Source organism: Chryseobacterium sp. 3008163 (assembly GCF_003669035.1).
Classification (GTDB): Bacteria; Bacteroidota; Bacteroidia; order Flavobacteriales; family Weeksellaceae; genus Chryseobacterium.
In genome coordinates this window covers 25742-44382 of record NZ_CP033070.1, presented here as the reverse complement: position 1 = coordinate 44382, position 18641 = coordinate 25742, and the positions used below count along the sequence as shown (strand labels likewise).

17 protein-coding genes and 1 pseudogene are annotated in these 18641 nt (G+C 33.2%); 16 read left to right on the top strand and 2 right to left on the bottom strand.

The window, feature by feature from the left end; translation table 11 throughout:
* From EAG08_RS00195 to EAG08_RS00175, 6 genes are all read left to right on the top strand, one after another.
* Complete coding sequence (locus tag EAG08_RS00195) at positions 1-1371, top strand: RagB/SusD family nutrient uptake outer membrane protein (protein WP_262696774.1); 1371 nt, start codon at positions 1-3, stop codon at positions 1369-1371.
* The gene (locus tag EAG08_RS22505; RefSeq protein WP_262696773.1) at positions 1359-1460 is read left to right on the top strand and encodes a RagB/SusD family nutrient uptake outer membrane protein; all 102 of its coding nucleotides are present in this window, start codon (positions 1359-1361) and stop codon (positions 1458-1460) included. Before EAG08_RS00195 ends, EAG08_RS22505 begins: the two co-directional genes overlap by 13 nt.
* 2 nt (positions 1461-1462) lie before the next feature.
* On the top strand, positions 1463-2893 hold the full coding sequence (locus EAG08_RS00190) for a glycoside hydrolase family 30 protein (RefSeq protein WP_129533716.1): 1431 nt from the start codon (positions 1463-1465) through the stop codon (positions 2891-2893).
* Positions 2894-3060: 167 nt separating this feature from the next.
* The gene (gene bglX / locus EAG08_RS00185; RefSeq protein ID WP_129533715.1) at positions 3061-5283 is read left to right on the top strand and encodes a beta-glucosidase BglX; all 2223 of its coding nucleotides are present in this window, start codon (positions 3061-3063) and stop codon (positions 5281-5283) included.
* A gap of 191 nt (positions 5284-5474) precedes the next feature.
* Positions 5475-6284: a family 16 glycosylhydrolase gene (locus EAG08_RS00180; protein WP_129533714.1), complete on the top strand. Its 810-nt coding sequence runs from the start codon at positions 5475-5477 to the stop codon at positions 6282-6284.
* Positions 6285-6374: 90 nt separating this feature from the next.
* The gene (locus tag EAG08_RS00175) at positions 6375-7814 is read left to right on the top strand and encodes a glycoside hydrolase family 30 protein (protein ID WP_129533713.1); all 1440 of its coding nucleotides are present in this window, start codon (positions 6375-6377) and stop codon (positions 7812-7814) included.
* A 565-nt stretch (positions 7815-8379) separates the two neighbouring features.
* Here EAG08_RS00175 and EAG08_RS00170 read toward each other — a convergent pair.
* Complete coding sequence (locus EAG08_RS00170; RefSeq protein ID WP_129533712.1) at positions 8380-8940, bottom strand: tetratricopeptide repeat protein; 561 nt, start codon at positions 8938-8940, stop codon at positions 8380-8382.
* A 187-nt stretch (positions 8941-9127) separates the two neighbouring features.
* On the opposite strand from EAG08_RS00170, the pseudogene pepE reads away from it, so the two are divergent.
* From pepE to EAG08_RS00130, 8 genes and pseudogenes are all read left to right on the top strand, one after another.
* Positions 9128-9819: pseudogene (gene pepE / locus EAG08_RS00165) on the top strand (dipeptidase PepE).
* 5 nt (positions 9820-9824) lie between these two features.
* On the top strand, positions 9825-10700 hold the full coding sequence (locus tag EAG08_RS00160) for a hypothetical protein (RefSeq protein WP_129533711.1): 876 nt from the start codon (positions 9825-9827) through the stop codon (positions 10698-10700).
* Between the two features lie 47 nt (positions 10701-10747).
* Positions 10748-12121, top strand: coding sequence for a D-alanyl-D-alanine carboxypeptidase/D-alanyl-D-alanine-endopeptidase (gene dacB / locus EAG08_RS00155; protein ID WP_129533710.1), 1374 nt, complete (start codon positions 10748-10750; stop codon positions 12119-12121).
* A gap of 7 nt (positions 12122-12128) precedes the next feature.
* The gene (locus EAG08_RS00150; RefSeq protein WP_185145173.1) at positions 12129-13286 is read left to right on the top strand and encodes a sensor histidine kinase; all 1158 of its coding nucleotides are present in this window, start codon (positions 12129-12131) and stop codon (positions 13284-13286) included.
* A 76-nt stretch (positions 13287-13362) separates the two neighbouring features.
* The gene (locus EAG08_RS00145; protein WP_129533709.1) at positions 13363-14031 is read left to right on the top strand and encodes an ABC transporter ATP-binding protein; all 669 of its coding nucleotides are present in this window, start codon (positions 13363-13365) and stop codon (positions 14029-14031) included.
* A gap of 73 nt (positions 14032-14104) precedes the next feature.
* Positions 14105-14680, top strand: coding sequence for a murein L,D-transpeptidase catalytic domain-containing protein (locus tag EAG08_RS00140; RefSeq protein ID WP_129533708.1), 576 nt, complete (start codon positions 14105-14107; stop codon positions 14678-14680).
* A gap of 28 nt (positions 14681-14708) precedes the next feature.
* Positions 14709-15386 carry a RadC family protein gene (gene radC, locus EAG08_RS00135; protein ID WP_129533707.1) on the top strand — a complete coding sequence of 226 codons (678 nt, stop codon included), beginning with the start codon at positions 14709-14711 and terminating at the stop codon, positions 15384-15386.
* Positions 15383-16276: a hypothetical protein gene (locus tag EAG08_RS00130; protein WP_129533706.1), complete on the top strand. Its 894-nt coding sequence runs from the start codon at positions 15383-15385 to the stop codon at positions 16274-16276. Before radC ends, EAG08_RS00130 begins: the two co-directional genes overlap by 4 nt.
* A 6-nt stretch (positions 16277-16282) precedes the next feature.
* Here the strand turns inward: EAG08_RS00130 and EAG08_RS00125 are convergent, their stop codons facing one another.
* Positions 16283-17074 carry an FkbM family methyltransferase gene (locus EAG08_RS00125; protein ID WP_129533705.1) on the bottom strand — a complete coding sequence of 264 codons (792 nt, stop codon included), beginning with the start codon at positions 17072-17074 and terminating at the stop codon, positions 16283-16285.
* 170 nt (positions 17075-17244) lie between these two features.
* Here EAG08_RS00125 and EAG08_RS00120 point away from each other — a divergent pair, with 170 nt between their 5' ends.
* Positions 17245-17757: a hypothetical protein gene (locus EAG08_RS00120; RefSeq protein WP_129533704.1), complete on the top strand. Its 513-nt coding sequence runs from the start codon at positions 17245-17247 to the stop codon at positions 17755-17757.
* Between the two features lie 23 nt (positions 17758-17780).
* On the top strand, positions 17781-18392 hold the full coding sequence (locus EAG08_RS00115; RefSeq protein ID WP_129533703.1) for an inorganic pyrophosphatase: 612 nt from the start codon (positions 17781-17783) through the stop codon (positions 18390-18392).
* Positions 18393-18641 lie beyond the last annotated feature (249 nt).

Here is an 18641-nt window from a genome sequence, read left to right as displayed (position 1 = left end):
ATGAAAATTAATAAAACAATATACTATTTTCTACTTGGAGCAACTTTAATTCTAGGAACAACTTCTTGTAGTGATTATTTGGATACGGAGCCACTTACTGATAGAGCAGTGCCGAATAATGATACTCCCTACACAAAAGCGGATGAAGCGGAAGGTTTGATGACTGTTATCTACACAGATTTGGGTAACGAATACTGGCAGTTAGATTATTTTTTTAATGGTGATGCGCAAACGGATATAGCTCATGCAGGAAGTGATAATATTCAAAATTTTCAAATTGATGAGTACAGAATTATCGCAACCAATTCAAACGTTAACAGAGACTGGAATTATTTGTTCAGATTTATCAATAATTGTAATAAAGTTCTAAATTACGTAGATAATATTTCGGATCCTGCACTTTCAAATTCTCGAAAAGCGGAAATGAAAGCTGAAGCTGCGATTATGCGAGCAATGTACAATTTCCACGGCGTACAATTGTGGGGAGATTTTCCTTTAGTAACAAAAGCAGTTGTTGGAGTAAATGCAGATAATTTCGATGAAGTTTACAGTCAAGTTTATCCTGCAAGAAAACCTGTGAATGAAGTTTATGCTCAAATAATCTCAGATTTAGAAGGAGCTTTAGCAAGTGCACCTGCAAGTTCAAATAAATACAAAGCTACACGAGGTTTAGCTTTATCATTATTGGCAAAAGTGTATGCAACAAAGCCAAATCCTGATTATGCAAAAGTGGTTGATTATACAACACAGTTAATGGGACAAGGATATTCATTACTTCCTGTTTATGATCAACTTTTTGATGGAAATCACGAAGCCAATGCAGAATCTATTTTTGAATCTAATGGAAATGCCGGAACGATTTGGGCATGGGGGTCTTCAATGTTTTATGGGACAGACTGGAAGAAATTCAATACACCTTCGTATGATTTAGTAAATACTTTTAATACAGAAGGAGATAATGTCAGAAAAAACTCAAGCGTTTGGTTTTCAACTCATGTAGATTGGTCTGATAATTTTTGGCCAAGCAATAATTTTCCTTTTATGTATAAAATGAGAATTACTACAGGTCATCAGAATTTTTATGTAATGAGATATGCAGATTTATTGTTAATAAGAGCTGAAGCTTTAGTTCATCAGGGGAATTTTGCCGATGCTGCTACTTTGGTTAATCAAGTGAGAGGTAGAGCAAGTTCAAGTTTAGCTCCAGTTACGATTACCAGTACAGATGATGGTATTAACAAAATTCTAAAAGAAAGAAAATTAGAATTAGCATTTGAAGGTCATCGTTGGTTTGATTTGAAACGAACAGGAAAAGCAATTGAAATACTTTCTCAACAAAAAATGCTGCAGGTAATTTATTGCCTTACGTAAATAATTTAAATCAAAACAGATTATTGTGGCCAATTCCACAGACACAATTGGATAATAACCCTAATTTAATTCAAAATCCTGGATATTAAATATGTCAAATAAGAATTCATATAGTTTCTTTTTAAAGAGTACTGCACTGCTATTTAGCGGTGTGGTACTTTTATCTTTAACTTCATGCAAGTCAACAATCACTAAAAAAGATCAGGTTCAATCTTGGCTTACAAAAGGAGATGAGAGCATAAAATTGCAGCAACAATTACCGTTAGTTTTTGTAAATACAACCAATAATTTTCAGAATATTGAAATTGACGATTCTCAAAAATTTCAATATGTTGATGGTTTTGGATATACATTAACGGGCGGAAGTGCCGAAGTAATTAACCGCCTTTCTCCATCTAAAAGAAAAGCATTGTTAAACGAACTTTTCGGGAAAGATAAAAATTCTATATCTATCAGTTACTTGAGATTAAGTATTGGCGCATCTGATTTGGATGGCGAAGTTTTTTCTTACGATGATTTACCTCAAGGTCAAACTGATCCAACGTTATCTAAATTTAGTTTGGCGAGAGATAAAGATTTAATTGCGATGTTAAAAGAAATTTTAGCCATCAATCCAAAAATAAAAATCATTGCCGCTCCGTGGTCACCACCGGTTTGGATGAAAGATAATGGTAAATCGATTGGTGGAAGTTTAAAACCTGAATTCTACGATACATATGCTAAATATTTCGTAAAATATATTCAGGGAATGCAGAAAGAAGGAATTACAATCGATGCGATAACTCCTCAAAACGAACCTTTACATCCCGGAAATAACCCAAGTTTATTGATGGTTTCAGACCAGCAGAGAGATTTTATTAAGCAAAGTTTAGGGCCAATTTTTAAGTCAAACAAGATTAAAACTAAAATTGTCGTTTACGATCATAATTGCAACAAACCCGAATATGCCATTAATATTTTAAATGATGCTGAAGCAAACCAATATATTGACGGTTCAGCTTTTCATTTATACGAAGGTGATATTTCAGCATTGAGCACTGTTCATAATGCTCATCCAAATAAGAATTTATATTTCACAGAACAATGGACGGGTGCAAAAGGCACCTTCAATGAAGATTTAAACTGGCATACCAAAAATGTAGTTATTGGTTCTATGAGAAATTGGAGCAAAATTGCTTTAGAATGGAATCTTGCCAACGACACTGAATTTAAACCACATACTCCTGGAGGTTGTACAGAATGTAAAGGTGCTATCACAGTTTCGGATAAAGAAAATTTCACGAGAAATGTGGCGTATTATATTATTGCCCATGCATCAAAATTTGTTCCTATCAATTCTCAGAGAATTTCCTCAACGCAGACAGATAGCCTTTCAACAGTAGCCTTTAAAACTCCTGAAGGAAAAATAGTTTTGATTGTTCAGAACTATAGCAAGACAGACGAAAATTTTAATATTAAATATAACAACAAAACAGCTCCCGTAGTCATTACAGGAAGTTCGGTTGCCACATATATTTTTTAAAATCATATGCAAAACAATTAGCAAATTTTTAATTTATTAAACTTTGTGTTCTTTGTTAAGTAGAATGCCTTTGCGAACTTAAAAATCAGCAGAATTATTTGCAAAAAAATCTTTGTGGACTTTGCATTAAAATTAATTTAAAGCTTCCAGCAAAAAAATAAATTAAAATGAAAAAACTTTATTTCATACTAGCATTTACAGCATTTGGACTCAATGCCTTTGGACAAAAAACAATTGACCAGAAAGTTTCTGAGCTTTTATCTAAAATGACTTTGGAAGAAAAAGTAGGGCAACTCGTTCAATACAGTGGGTTTGAATATGCAACAGGTCCTCAGAATTCCAATTCTGCAAATGTTTTGAATGAAATAAAGCAAGGCAAAGTGGGATCTATGCTTAATGTAGCAGGAGCAGAAGAAACCAAAAAGTTTCAGGAATTAGCTTTAAAATCAAGATTAAAAATTCCAATGCTATTCGGTCAAGACGTGATTCATGGTTACCGAACTACCTTTCCTATAAATCTTGGTCAGGCTGCGAGCTGGGATTTGGGATTAATCGAAAAATCTGAACGAATTGCTGCAACAGAAGCTTCTGCGTACGGAATTCACTGGACATTTGCACCGATGGTTGACATTGCAAGAGATCCTAGATGGGGTAGAGTGATGGAAGGTTCAGGTGAAGACACATATTTGGGAACTCAGATTGGTTTAGCAAGAATCAGAGGTTTTCAAGGAAAAGGACTTGGAAATATTGATGCTATCATGGCTTGTGCAAAGCATTTCGCAGCGTATGGAGCAGCAGTTGGTGGAAGAGATTACAATTCTGTTGATATGAGTTTAAGACAATTGCACGAAACGTATTTGCCACCATTCAAAGCGGCGGCAGAAGCAGGTGTTGCCACTTTTATGAATTCTTTTAATGACATCAACGGAATTCCGGCGACGGCTAACAAATATATTTTAAGAGATTTATTAAAAGGTAAATGGAACTATCAAGGTTTTGTGGTTTCAGATTGGGGAAGTATCGGAGAAATGGTTCCTCACGGTTACGCAAAAGACAATAAAGAAGCTGCAGAAAAAGCAATCATTGCCGGAAGCGACATGGATATGGAAAGCCGTGCTTACATGGCTGAACTTCCAAAGTTGGTTCAGGAAGGTAAAGTTGATCCAAAGTTGATTGATGATGCGGCAAGAAGAATTTTAGTTAAGAAATTTGAGATGGGATTATTTGATGATCCTTACAGATTCAGCAACGAAAAAAGACAGAAAGAACAATTAAACAATCAGGAAAACAGAAAATTCGGGAGAGAATTTGGTTCAAAAAGTATTGTTTTATTGAAAAATCAAAAAAATATTCTTCCACTTTCAAAATCGACTAAAACTGTTGCTTTAATCGGACCTTTCGGGAAAGAAACCACTGCCAATCACGGTTTTTGGTCGGTTGCATTTAAAGATGACGATCAAAGGATTGTTACCCAATTTGATGGAATCAAAAATCAGTTAGACAAAAACTCAACTTTACTCTATGCAAAAGGTGCCAACGTTGATGATCAGGACAAATCGATGTTTGCAGAAGCTGTAGAAACGGCAAAAAAAGCAGACGTTGTCATCATGACTTTAGGTGAAGGTCACGCGATGAGCGGTGAAGCGAAAAGCAGGAGTAATCTCCATTTCACGGGAGTTCAGGAAGATTTATTAAAAGAAATTGCAAAAACAGGGAAACCTATTGTCTTAATGATCAATGCCGGACGACCTTTGGTTTTTGACTGGGCAGCAGACAATATTCCTACAATTATGTACAATTGGTGGTTGGGTACCGAAGCAGGAAATTCAATTGCAGATGTACTTTTCGGAACAATAAATCCTGGTGGGAAATTGCCGATGACCTTCCCAAGAACTGAAGGACAAATTCCTGTTTATTACAATCATTACAACACAGGAAGACCTGCAAAGAATAATACAGACAGAAATTACGTTTCGGCTTACATCGATTTAGATAATGATCCGAAATTCCCTTTTGGATATGGTTTAAGTTATACTCAATTTAAATATTCCGATATGAATTTGAGTTCAACAAATCTTAAAGGAAATCAAACTTTAAATATCAATGTAAAAGTTTCTAATACTGGAAATTACGATGGGGAAGAAGTGGTGCAATTGTACATCAGAGATCTGTATGGAAAAGTAGTGAGACCTGTGAAGGAATTGAAAGGTTTCCAAAAAGTTTTCATTAAAAAAGGAGAAAGTAAGACAATCAATTTTACATTAACTCCGGAAAATTTAAAATTTTACGATGATGAATTGAATTATGACTGGGAAGCGGGAGAATTTGACATTATGGTCGGAACCGATTCTCAAAATGTACAGACTATGAGGATTAATTGGACAAAATAAAAAATACTGAGAGCGGGATAAAACCCGCTTTTGGTGGTAGAGGACTTAGCGTTTTTTATAAGAATAATAATAGAAAGCATTGTTTGTCATTCTGAACAAAGCGAAGCGGAGTGAAGAATCTATTTTTTTTTAAATATAATAGAGATTCTTCGTTCCTAAGAATGACAAAATCAAAGTTTAATCTTAAAATCATGAAAATAAAACTTCAACATATTTTTCAATTAATCATCGGAGGAGCTTTGGCTTTCTGTGTTGAAGGTTGTGCTTCAAATAAACCAGATTCCAGCAGAAAATTAATCTGGAATGATGAATTTAATAGAAATGGTTTACCAGATTCCACAAAATGGAATTATGATGTTGGTGGTGACGGTTACGGAAATAATGAAGCTCAGTTTTATACCAAAAACCGTTTAGAAAATGCTAGAGTTGAAAACGGAAATCTTGTCATTGAAGCTAAAAAAGAAATTTGGGAAAAGAATAAATATACTTCGGCAAGATTGTTAACGAAAGGAAAATTCTCCTTTCAATATGGAACGGTTGAAGTTCGTGCTAAACTTCCTAAAGGTCGCGGAACGTGGCCTGCCATCTGGATGATGAGCGAAAATATGAAAGAATGGCCCGATGACGGGGAGCTTGATATTATGGAACACGTTGGTTTTAATCAAGGTTATATTCATGCTTCCGTGCATACCAAAAAGTACAATCACATTATCGGAACTCAGAAAACTGATACATTGTTTGTAAAAGATGCTAGTGAAAAATTTCACATCTACAAAGTAGATTGGACACCTGAAAAAATTGATGTTTATATAGATGATCAAAAGTTTTTCACCTATGAAAATAAAGAAAAGACATATGAATCTTGGCCTTTTGATCAACCCTATTTTATCATTTTAAATCTTGCTGTCGGTGGATTTTGGGGCGGAAAAGAAGGAATTGATGACACAATCTTTCCTCAGAAATATTACATTGATTACGTAAGAGTATATAAAAATGATTAGTATTAAATTCCCCTCCAAAGGAGGGTGGCGAAAATTCGATAGAATTTTGACGGGGTGGTTAATTATATATAAGAATAGAAAGAAGAAATAATGAAGAAACTAGTAGTAAGTTGTTTTGTAGTAGGAGCTTTTTTTAATGCAAATGCTCAGAACTACTGGAAAAATAATGCAGGGAAATCTGCAAAAGTAATTTTCACCAATTCTAAGACCAACGAAAAAATGGTTGATAAAGGAACGGTGAAGTTCGAAAAAATGGCTCAGCCAAAAGAAACTGATGCCTGTATTTTTGTAGATCCCGATTTTAAATATCAGAAACTTATCGGAATTGGTGGTGCGATAACTGATGCCTCTGCCGAAACTTTTTATAAACTTCCAAAAAATAAGCAAAAGGAAATTATCGAAGCTTACTACGGAAAAAACGGCTTGGGATATACCGTTGTCCGTACCAACATGAACTCATGTGATTTCTCCAGCGATTCTTACACGTATGTGACAGAAAATGATAAATCCCTTAAATCTTTCAATGTTGCTCATGACGAGAAGTTTAAAATTCCGATGATTAAAGAAGCTCAAATGGCAATTGGAAAAGATTTTACCTTCTACTTTTCTCCCTGGAGTCCACCAGCTTGGATGAAGTCTAACAAGAATATGCTGAAAGGAGGCAGACTGGAAAATGCTTTCTACCAAACTTGGGCAGATTATTATGTGAAATTCATCAACGAATACGAAAAAAGAGGGATTAATGTTTGGGGATTGACGATTCAGAATGAGCCGATGGCAACGCAGACTTGGGAATCTTGTATTTATACAGCGGAAGAAGAAGGTGAGTTCTTGAAAAACAATCTTGGGCCAACACTTTGGAAAAACGGTTTCAAAGATAAAAAAGTGATGATCTGGGATCACAATCGTGATTTAATTTATCAAAGAGCAACAACAACACTAAGCGATCCTGAAACTTCAAAATATGCACATGGGATCGGCTATCACTGGTATGAAACATGGAATAACAAAACTCAGTTGTTCGACAATTTATTAGAAACGCAAAGAGCTTTTCCTGATAAGTTTTTAGCGTTTACGGAAGGTTGTAAAGAGCAATTCGATATGTCAAAAATTTACGATGTAAGCTTGGGCGAATTGTATGGAAGAAATATGATCAACGATTTCAATAAGGGAACTGCTTTATGGACAGATTGGAATGTTCTTCTTGACGAAACAGGCGGGCCAAACCACGTTGGAAATTTCTGTTTTGCACCAATTATTGCTGATACAAAAACCGGAGAAGTTCATTATACGTATGAGTATTATTATGTTGGTCACGTTTCCAAATTCATTAAACCAAATGCTCAAAGAATCGGAAGTTCATCCAACAGAGCTGCTCTAACTTCAACAACTTTTATGAATGAAAACGGACAGTTAGTTACCGTTATCATGAACGATTCTGACAACGATATAGATACTAACTTTTGGATTGAAGGAATGTCGGCGAAGTTATCTGCACCTGCACACTCTATACAGACTGTAATTTTATAACACTTCATATTAATGTTTTTTTATCAGAATCGGCGGCACCTTTGGTGCCGCCGATTTGGCGATAGTAGAGTATATGAAAAATAATCTTGCATGATCTGTAATTATAATTATTTCCGGAAAATTATTAGGAATTGTTTTTTGTGTTAGATTGCTTATGCTTTTAATATAAATTAGGATTTTGGATATCCTAATTTAGCGTCCAGTTCAAATTAAGCATAAAGCCTTAATTTTAATATATGAAACGAGAGCGAAAAATTTATGATCCAGCTTTTTTTCAATTGAGAGTGAAAGAACCAATATCTCGGAATTAGCAGCTAGAGGACTTTAAAGCTACGTTACTTTATAAATGGTGAAATGAATAAAATATGGATTCATTAAAAATCATGAATACTGAAGATGATAATATTACACAATGTCTATTGTAGCATACTCTACTAATTCCTCCAATAATACCGCTTCCTCGAATACTATTATTGGAATTCCTTTAAAAAGAATTCAATAAATTTATATTTCAATATTATTTTATTCAATAAAGCCAAAGCAATTGCCTTGGCTTTATTTTTAACTATGAATTTAAAGCTTGGTTGAGTTTTACAGCATCCTGATTTGTAGGATCGTATTCTATAGATTTAGCAATATGTTCTTTTGCTTTTGTAGGATCGCTTTTTTGTTCTGCAAACGCAATATAAAAGTACGCATAAGCAAGATTTTTCTTATTCTGTTCGATCTCTGTAGGTTTTACAGTCGCGATATATTTTTCGTATGCAAGTTTTGCATTGGCATCATCTTTAGCAGATTGATATGCATAAGCTTGGCTGTAATAAGAAGGCGCCCAATCTGGTAACAAGACAGATATTTTTTTCCATGTATCCACTGCATTTGTCCAGTCTGATGCATCCTGATACGCTGTAGCCAATTTTGCTAATGCTTCCGTATCTTTCGGATTTGCCTCAATTTGCTTTTTTAACCCCTCAATCACGGGATTTGTTTGTACCTGAGCTGTAGTAGAAGCAGTAACTTTCACACTGTCTGTTTTTGGCGAAGTTTGGGCAACAAGAGCTCCTGTACTTCCTATCATCATTAAACCTACAAATAATTGCTTAGTATTAATTTTAATCGTTTTCATATTTCTTACATTTTTAAAATTGTAAATATTGAAGTTCAAGAATAATTCCATTAAAAAGAAAGTTTTAGAACCTTTAAGTTTTTTTTGAAGGTATTAACAGTTATCACACTTTTTTTAGCGTATTTTTTGATTCTTACCTTGTTTGAGTTTATCTTTGTTTCATAACAAATCTATTATCTTTCATCTTATGAACATTATATTAGCCTCGACTTCTACACTTTTTGGTGGAGAGTATCTTGAATATTTAAAAGAAGAACTTATTGATTTATATAAAGGAATTGACGAAATCATCTTTATTCCATTCGCAAGACCCGGCGGGATTTCACATGATGATTACACCGCAAAAGCAAAATCTTTTTCGAAACAATAAATATTAAAGTAAAAGGGTTGCATGAATTTGAAGATAAAATCGAAGCCCTAAATTCAGTAAAAGGATATTTTACTGGCGGTGGAAATACATTTTTATTAGTTAAAACGTTACATGAAGAAAATCTGATGTCTGTTTTAAAGCAAAACGTAGAAAACGGAAAAGCTTATTTAGGATGCAGTTCCGGAAGTAATATTGGCGGACAAAACATGAAAACCACGAACGATATGCCCATTGTTTATCCATCAAGTTTTGAGTGCATGGGATTGGTTCCTTTCAATATCAATCCGCATTATCTCGACCCCAATCCGGATTTAAAACATAACGGAGAAACGAGAGAAACCCGTATTAAAGAATTTTTAACCCAAAACGACATCAAAGTTGTCGGACTTCGTGAAGGAAACTGGATCAGACGAATAGGTGATACAATTACTGTTGATGGAAGCGAACTGACGAGGATTTTTGAGAAAGGGAAAGAGCCTTACGAAATTGAATCAGGAACAGAACTTTAATCATTATGGAATTTTCTAAAGACGCAATAGATCAATTTATTGAAAGCAATTTATCAAACTTTTCGATAAATGGTTCAGGGTGGCATTCGTTAATTAGAGAAATGCTATATGAATTCTGTATTGCTGGTTGGAATTTAGATGAAAAAGTATTTGGAAAAGAAAAATTTGGAGGATTACGTTGCTACATTTCATCTCCTGATGAAGCTTTAAATAAAAAGATTCAGGAAATTAAAAGTAAATACATAAGACTCTCAGGAAAAACTTGTGAGAAATGCGGAAAGGAAGGAAAAGGTAGATTTGTAAATTCTTGGGAAACAACCCTATGCTTTGATCATTATGTGGAAACGATTAATATTCTTGAAATTGATAATGATGATGTGAAAATTAATGACAAATATGTTTTTAATACTAATGAAATTAGTAGAATTGATGTTCGGAATTCCTACAGTCAAATGACATTATATATTTCATCTTCGTTTACGGATAGAGAAAAAACATTCCACTTTGCCCGTTGGGAACCTAATTTTTATTTGTTATTAAATTCAATTCCTCAGCATCTTTTTTCAATTGAAGATAAAACATATGTTAAGTCAATGTTCGAAAATTTAAAAGATTGTGAAATTTGCGGATATAAATCAGTTTTTGAAAATCGTTGCTTAAGATGCATTAAAGAATCATGGAATAATTCTCTTTTAAAATATTATGACAATAAATTGGAATACATAAAAGAAATCCAGATGGATCTTTTTATTGATGAAGATGACGACGAAAAAGTTAGACAGTTTGACAAATCATTTGAAAAACTTCCGGATTTTAAATTTCTCTTTAATGATGAAGAACTCGAAAAATACAAGAAAGAGTTGCAAGAAATGGATTTATAAATAAAATTGCAATAATTAAAAATTATATTTGAATAAACATTTCTTTCATGAAAAAATCGTTTGCCGTATTTATACTTTCAACCCAAATAATTTTTGCTCAAAATATCAGCCAGAAATTAGATGATGCCACAAAAAATCTGATGAACTCTTCTACAGCAGTTTCATCAAGCTTATCTTTTTACGTTTCAGATGAAAATGGAAATTTAGTTTACGAATATCAGGGAAATAAAGGTTTATCAACGGCTTCTACGCAAAAAATATTTACCGCAGCCGCTGCTTTGGAAACTTTAGGTAAAAATTACACTTACAAAACGACGTCAGCATATTCAGGAACGATTTCTAATGGAAGTTTAAACGGAAATCTCTTCATTACTTCAAACGGAGATCCTACATTGGGAAGTTGGCGTTATGAAGGCTATAAGCCTGAAAATTTCAAACAAAAATTGTTAGAAGCCATCAAAAAATCAGGAATTACAAAAATTTCCGGTGATTTGATTATTGATGATTCTTATTTTGACCATCAGACAATTCCCGGAGGCTGGCCATGGGATGATTTGGGTAATTATTATGGCGCCGGAGTTTGGGGAGTTAATTGGCGCGAAAATCAGTTTGACATCAATATCAACGGAACAGATTTTAAAAGTTTCTCTTATCCTTTAGCCGGAATCAAATGGCTGAATGATCTGAAAGCAACGGGAAGTTCAGATCAAAGTTTGATTTTTACAGCTCCACATTCTGATGTTGCTTTAATTAATGGAAGCTTACCTGCCGGAAAAGTAACCACAGTTTCAGGTTCTGTTCCGAATCCGCCGTTGCAATTGGGTGTAGAAGTTCAAAAATGGCTGAAAGATTCCGAAATTGAATTTTTGGGAAAAGTTCTGACAAATTCTCAAATTGAATTGGACGGAAAATCTGCTCTAAAATTTCCTAAATCTAATATCATTCTTACTTACGAATCACCGACATTAGATAAAATCGTTTACTGGTTTCTGAGAAAATCTGTGAATATGTACGGGGAAAATTTAATCAAAACTTTAGGCAAAGAAAAAAAAGGAAACCCAAGTTTCAAAAGCGGAATTGCTTATCTAAATGAATTCTGGAAATCAAAGGGAATTAATTCAAACATGATTAATTTTGCTGATGGAAGCGGACTTTCACCACAAAATTATGTCTCTGCAAAAGCGGAAGTGCAGGCCTTAATTTATGCTAAAAAACAGGCTTGGTTTGAATCTTATTACGACGGATTTCCTACTCAGGACAACGGCATGAAAATGAAAAGCGGAACAATGAGAGATACAAAATCTTATGCAGGTTATCACACTTCAAAAGATGGAAAGAAATACATTTACGCCATTATCATCAATAATTATCAGGGAAGCGGAAGTACAGAATTGCAGAAAATTTTAAATGTTTTAAAATAAAATTTAATTGAAAAAAAGATCCATATTTTCCAGATTCAACAACTGGTTTATTTTTTCTCTGATGACCTTAGTTGTCATTGCAATTGTCATTGCATCTACTCTGGTAATTAATTACTTAAGAAAGGAGGAAGTGCGAAGAGTTGATATTTTGGTGAGTGCTATAAAATTTCAGCAGGAAGCTACAGCCCCAAGTTTGGAAGTTCAGTCATTGCTTCTGACAATTTATAGTTCAAATACTTCGATTCCGGTTATTATTTTAGATAAAAATGATCAGATTATTGAGCACAAAAATATTTCAAAAGAATTTGACAATAATGATCAGGAGATTGTTTCTTTGGCAAAAAGAATGGCGAAAAAATATCCGCCTATTGAACTTGAATTTTCTAATGGCAACAATCAGTTTCTTTATTATGATAACTCAAAGATTCTGAATAATTTACAATATTCTCCATTTCTTTTAGGCTTCTTTGTGCTTTGTTATTTCCTGTTTTCATTTTGGTTTTTAAGAACGGTAAAGAAAACTGATGAAGGCTATCTTTGGGCAGGTTTAGCAAAAGAAACAGCGCATCAAATTGGAACTCCATTATCATCAATGATGGGCTGGATGGAAATTATGAAACTTGAAAATACGGATTCTGACGGTGTACAGGAAATAGAAAAAGATATAGAAAGATTAAGGACAATTTCTGAAAGATTCTCTAAAATTGGTTCGGTTCCCGAGTTGAATGATATGAATTTCAATGAAACCATTCGGGAGAATTATGATTATTTAAAAACAAGAATTTCAAAGAAAATAAACTTTACGCTTTTGCTTCCAACATATAATATTTTGGTTCCGCACAATAAAATACTGATGAGTTGGGTGATAGAAAATTTAGTCAAAAACGCCGTGGATGCAATGAAAGGTGAGGGTGTTTTACAAATGTCGGTTTTTGAACGCAACAAAAATATTTTAATAGAAGTAAAAGACAACGGCAGCGGAATGACAAAATATCAGGCTCAAAACGCATTCAAACCAGGTTATTCGACAAAAAAACGTGGTTGGGGATTGGGTTTAAGTTTAGCCAAAAGAGTAGTGCAGGAATACCACAACGGTGACATAAAAATTTCTCAAACTGAAGTAGGAAAAGGAACAACCTTTAGAATCATCATTAAAAAAGGATAATTTTTTAATTAAATCAATGATACTAAAAGCTGATCACAAGAAGCTAAAAGCAAAAAAAAATCACTATTTTTGAAGCATGATTAGAGCAAGTAATATCCATAAATCTTATGGTAATCTGGAAGTTTTAAAAGGAGTAGACCTTCACATCAAAGCGGGTGAAGTCGTTTCTATTGTTGGAGAATCCGGAGCGGGAAAATCTACACTTTTACAGATTTTAGGAACTTTAGACAGCCCTTCAAACCCTAAAAACTATCATACAGAAATTGAGCTCAATGGAGAATCATTTATCAACATGAGTGATAAGCAGATTTCGAGATTCAGAAATCAGAACATTGGCTTTGTATTTCAGTTTCATCAGCTATTGCCGGAATTCACAGCATTGGAAAACGTTTTAATTCCAACAAAAATTGCAGGAGCCAATGAAAAGGAAGCGATTGAAAAAGCGTATGATTTATTTGAAGACTTGAAAATTGCTCAAAGACTTCATCACAAACCGAATCAGTTGTCGGGTGGTGAAGCGCAAAGAGTAGCTGTGGCAAGAGCTTTAATAAATTCTCCTAAAATTATTTACGCAGATGAGCCGACGGGAAATTTAGACTCAAAAAACGCTGACGATTTACACAGATTGTTTTTTGATTTGAGAGATAAATATAACCAGACTTTTGTAATTGTAACACATAATCCCAATTTAGCTGAAATCACAGACCGAAAATTGGTCATGAAAGACGGACTGATTATAGAATAAGTTTATTACAATTAGCTTTTGCTGATAGCTTTAAATACTACATAAATTTGTAAAAAATTAAACACAATTTCTGATGATGAAACAATTTATTTTCTTGTTTCTTTTTATTATTTCATGTTCCAAAACCCAATCTCAACAGAGTCAGTTGGTTTTGCCGGCAACAAAAATATCAGAAATTAAAGATTTTCTGAAAGGAAAAAATTACAACCAGGAAATTGCCGTTTTTATTAATTTTAAAATGCATTCCGGGAAATACAGATACTTTGTTTACGATTTAAAGAATGATAAATTTTTGCAGAAAGCAATTGTTTCTCACGGTTCTGGTTCTGTAATATCCAGATCAAATGATTTGAAATTTTCTAATGTAGAAGGCTCTTATCAATCTTCTTTAGGAAAATATGAAATCCGTGAAAGTTATGTAGGCAAGTTTGGCAAAGCTTACAGATTACAAGGTCTTGATTCTACCAATAATAATGCAATGCAACGTGCCATCGTTCTTCATTCTTTTGATTGCATTCCAAATCAGGAATCTGAAAATTTAGCTTGTTTAAGTCTTGGCTGTCCCATGTTATCAAAAATTGCCTTTAATCAAACTGCAAAATATATTGACCAATCAAAAAAGCCAATTATTTTATTTGCGTTTTATTAAATCTAAAAACTAATATCTAAACTAAATCATGTCTATAAAATTTCTTGCCGAAGACGACAGACCCAGAGAAAAATTTTTACTGAAAGGTAAAAATTCACTTTCTGATTCTGAACTTTTGGCAATTATCATGGGCAGCGGAAGCAGAGATGAAACAGCAGTGGAATTGGCAAGAAAAATATTATCATCGGTTGATAATAATTGGCATCAATTAAGTTTATTGACAATAAAAGATCTAACTAAATTTAAAGGTGTGGGCGAAGTAAAAGCAATTTCCATCGCAACTGCTTTAGAAATAGGAAGACGAAGAGCTGCACAAGAAATTCCCGAAAAACCACAAATTTCAAGCAGTAAAGATGCTTATCAAATTCTGAAACTTCATTTGGCAGACCTCAGAACAGAAGAGTTTTGGGCAGTTTTTCTGAATCAGAGCAACAAAGTAATCCATATTTCACAGCTCACACAAGGCGGAATCAACCAATCAATTGTGGATATTCGTATTGTTTTTAAAACAGCCTTAGAACATTTTGCTACGGGAATTATCATTTCACATAATCATCCTTCAGGCAACTTAAAACCAAGCGCTGAAGACATTAATATTACAAAAAAGATACAGGAAGCAGGAAATCTCATGAAAATTCAGCTTCTTGATCATCTCATCATTACCCAAAATTCTTATCTAAGTTTCGCAGACGAAGGCATATTATGATTAGAAGACTGAAATACAACGAAATAGATTTTGAAAAATACACGAATTGCTTAGAAAATTCTGAACAACGAAAATACTCTGCAACAAAAGATTTCTTAGATATTACTTCAGAAAAAAAATGGGAATTGCTGGTTTATAATGATTATGAAGCGGTGATGCCGGTTCCTTATATCAAAAAATTGGGGCTGAAATTTATAATTAATCCAAAACTTTGTCAGCAACTTGGAATTTTTTCGAAAAAGGATGACGTATTTATTAATGACCAGTTTTTAGATTTTTTTGAAAACAAATATAGAATTTGGTATTACGCTTTCAATGATTCTAATCAATTTACTCAAACTTTAAAAAGAAGAAAAAATTATCTTATCAATCCCGAAAACTATGAATTGGTAAGGCAAAGATATTCGCCTAAACGGAAAAGAAAATTAAGATTAGATACTGAAATTCTTGAAAATTCAGAGATTCAAAAAATAAATTTCAAAGATGCCGAAAACTTTATCACTGAAAATTCACTGGGTGCTAAAGATGAGAATGATAAAAAGAAATTCATGAAAATATTTTCAGAATTGGAAAAAGCAAAACTTTTGGAAATAGTTGTTTTTATCTATCGAAAGAAAATTATTAATGCTTTGGCATTGTACAGTAACGAAAGTACAGTTGCATTACTTGGAACTTTTAATGATAAAAAATCAGTAAAACTATCCGGATCATCTTTTTTAATAGATTATATTATTTCTAAAAATATTGATTCTAAAACATTTGATTTTGAAGGAAGCGAAATTCCCTCCATTGAAGAATTTTTCACGGGTTTTCGCCCAATTTTGAAAACGTATCCTGTCCTAAGCAATTCCAAAAAAGACTTACTTAAAAATATTTTAAAAATCGGGTAATCTTTTTTAATTATTGTAGCCTTTTACCACTGTAAAAACAAAATGCTCATCACGCATTATTTTAAAACCAAAAGGTTTCAGATCTTTTTCTAAATCTGATGCGGTATAGGGATTGTGAATTTCTATAATGATGTTTTCAACGCTAGATAGCCACGAATTATTTTTACTTAACAAACCAATTTCACCACCTTCAATATCGATTTTCATTAGATCAATATTTGACAGATTATAAGTTTTTTTCAGACTTTGAATAGAAACTGCTTTTGTTGAAATACCTGTTTCAGAAATTCTCTGATTGTAAGATAATTCATTCTTTGAAAAATTGACAAAACCATCCTCAAAGTATGCTGCAGCATGAATACATTCTATATTTTTAAAGGATTTCGTATTGCTTTTAAGCAGTTCGAAATTTTCTGTAGAAGCTTCTACTGCATATATTTTCGCATCAGGATATTTTAAAGATAAGTAGGTCGATGTTATTCCAATGTGCGCTCCCAGATCAACAATTATTTTAGGTTCTTTCTTTAAAATTGAAAGATGTTCAGCATACGTTTTTTTCCAATAAACTTCGTAGAAAATATCAATATCACCCTTAAAAGTTCTTAAATAAAAATCGAAACTTTTTTTTGCAACTTTTAAATGATAAACAAAAGTTTCATTGTTGTTTAAATCCAGATTCTTTTTCTTAAACCTTGAACTGTATCTCTTAGAATTTACAATCAGTGATATCCAGGATTTTAAACTGTTGGTGATTTTTGAGGTGAAAGCTAATTTTGAGATATAATTATTAAGAGACATTTCTATGATTTTGCGTAATAAAGCTGTAAATTTAGTTAAATTTTATTCTTAATAATGATAATTTTATCCGTTGCATATTTACTTTAAACCGCTGACTCAACTGCATTTATTAAAACTTATTAAAATGGTGGTTAAATAACAAATATTTAGTAATTTTGCTTCCTCAAATTATGACAAATTTTTCAGACTATTTACCGTATGCATTTGCATTGATTGTGGCGATTCCATTTTTGGTTTTGCTGAGACAATTTGTCTATACCTACATCAATCTAAAAAATCAGGAGATTAAGTTACTTTCTGTAAAATCAAATTCTGAAAATAAAACCCATTCTTACGAAAGAATGACGCTTTTTTTAGAGCGAATGAAACCCTCTAATCTAATTCAGAAATTTGATAAAGATTTAGCGGCTCACGAGTTTGTTTTTTTAACAGAACGTACCATCAATGAAGAGTTTGAATACAATTCGTCTCAACAATTATACTTAACGAAAAATTCATGGCAGAATATCGTTGATTCTAAAAACGCCATCATAGATTTGCTTCACAAAACTTACGAAAGTTTGAATAACAACCCTAATCTTAATGAATTTAAAACCGTTTTCATCATGAATTATATGAATGGAGATGATTACATCGGGGCAACCATTGAAGATTTGAGAAGAGAAATTTTAATAATTGCTTAAACTATAAAAATAAAGATAAATAAATGATTCCAAATTTTAAAGCACATCCGTGGCATGGGATTTCTGCAGGAGAAGATGCGCCAAACGTTGTCAACGTTTTCGTGGAAATTGTTCCTTCAGATACGATTAAATATGAAATTGATAAAGCTACAGGATATTTAAAGGTTGACAGACCTCAGAAATTCTCAAACATCATTCCTGCATTATACGGTTTCGTTCCAAGAACGTATTGTAATGAAGAAGTAATGAAGTTAGCTGTAGAAAGTGGAGCAGATGACGTTACAATGGGAGATCATGACCCTTTGGATATCTGTGTTTTGAGTTCTCACAACATTCATTCTGGTGGTTTATTGATGGAAGCTATTCCAATCGGTGGTTTCAAAATGATTGACGGTGGTGAAGCTGATGATAAAATCGTTGCAGTAATGGTAAGTGACCACGCTTTCGGACATTTCAGAGATATCGCTGAACTTCCAGAAGCAGAAGTGAAAAGATTGATGCACTACTTTTTAACGTATAAAAACCTTCCAGATGAGCCTGCTAAATGTAGAATTCAGGAAGTATACGGAGCAGAACACGCTAGAAAAGTGATTATCGCTTCTCAAAACGATTACGCAAGTAAATTCGGAGGATAAAATTCTCTAAATGATAAATTAAAAGAGTAAATGGATTTCATTTGCTCTTTTTTTGTCTCGATTTTTCAATAATCAATTATAGATTAACAATAATATTTTTTGGCGCCTTTTTCCGCCCGTAGTTTATCCTGAGCGAAGTCGAAGGGGTTCCCGCTTTTTTTTCTTTCATTGCGAAGATAACGAAAGTGTCTACTAAACATTTTGCCCAATCGCAATGAAAGAAAAAAGAGATCCACTCAGGTCAGGGCG

What these genes read in the sequence shown, in the direction of transcription:
- EAG08_RS00195 (WP_262696774.1), top strand. Translation starts at nt 1, where the DNA reads ATGAAAATTAATAAAACAATATACTATTTTCTACTTGGAGCAACTTTA.
- EAG08_RS00160 (WP_129533711.1), top strand. Translation starts at nt 9,825, where the DNA reads ATGGAATTTTCTAAAGACGCAATAGATCAATTTATTGAAAGCAATTTA.
- EAG08_RS00125 (WP_129533705.1), bottom strand. Translation starts at nt 17,074, where the DNA reads ATGTCTCTTAATAATTATATCTCAAAATTAGCTTTCACCTCAAAAATC.
- EAG08_RS00130 (WP_129533706.1), top strand. Translation starts at nt 15,383, where the DNA reads ATGATTAGAAGACTGAAATACAACGAAATAGATTTTGAAAAATACACG.
- EAG08_RS00175 (WP_129533713.1), top strand. Translation starts at nt 6,375, where the DNA reads ATGAAGAAACTAGTAGTAAGTTGTTTTGTAGTAGGAGCTTTTTTTAAT.
- EAG08_RS00145 (WP_129533709.1), top strand. Translation starts at nt 13,363, where the DNA reads ATGATTAGAGCAAGTAATATCCATAAATCTTATGGTAATCTGGAAGTT.
- EAG08_RS00120 (WP_129533704.1), top strand. Translation starts at nt 17,245, where the DNA reads ATGACAAATTTTTCAGACTATTTACCGTATGCATTTGCATTGATTGTG.
- radC (WP_129533707.1), top strand. Translation starts at nt 14,709, where the DNA reads ATGTCTATAAAATTTCTTGCCGAAGACGACAGACCCAGAGAAAAATTT.
- EAG08_RS00140 (WP_129533708.1), top strand. Translation starts at nt 14,105, where the DNA reads ATGATGAAACAATTTATTTTCTTGTTTCTTTTTATTATTTCATGTTCC.
- bglX (WP_129533715.1), top strand. Translation starts at nt 3,061, where the DNA reads ATGAAAAAACTTTATTTCATACTAGCATTTACAGCATTTGGACTCAAT.
- EAG08_RS00115 (WP_129533703.1), top strand. Translation starts at nt 17,781, where the DNA reads ATGATTCCAAATTTTAAAGCACATCCGTGGCATGGGATTTCTGCAGGA.
- EAG08_RS00190 (WP_129533716.1), top strand. Translation starts at nt 1,463, where the DNA reads ATGTCAAATAAGAATTCATATAGTTTCTTTTTAAAGAGTACTGCACTG.
- EAG08_RS00180 (WP_129533714.1), top strand. Translation starts at nt 5,475, where the DNA reads ATGAAAATAAAACTTCAACATATTTTTCAATTAATCATCGGAGGAGCT.
- EAG08_RS00170 (WP_129533712.1), bottom strand. Translation starts at nt 8,940, where the DNA reads ATGAAAACGATTAAAATTAATACTAAGCAATTATTTGTAGGTTTAATG.
- dacB (WP_129533710.1), top strand. Translation starts at nt 10,748, where the DNA reads ATGAAAAAATCGTTTGCCGTATTTATACTTTCAACCCAAATAATTTTT.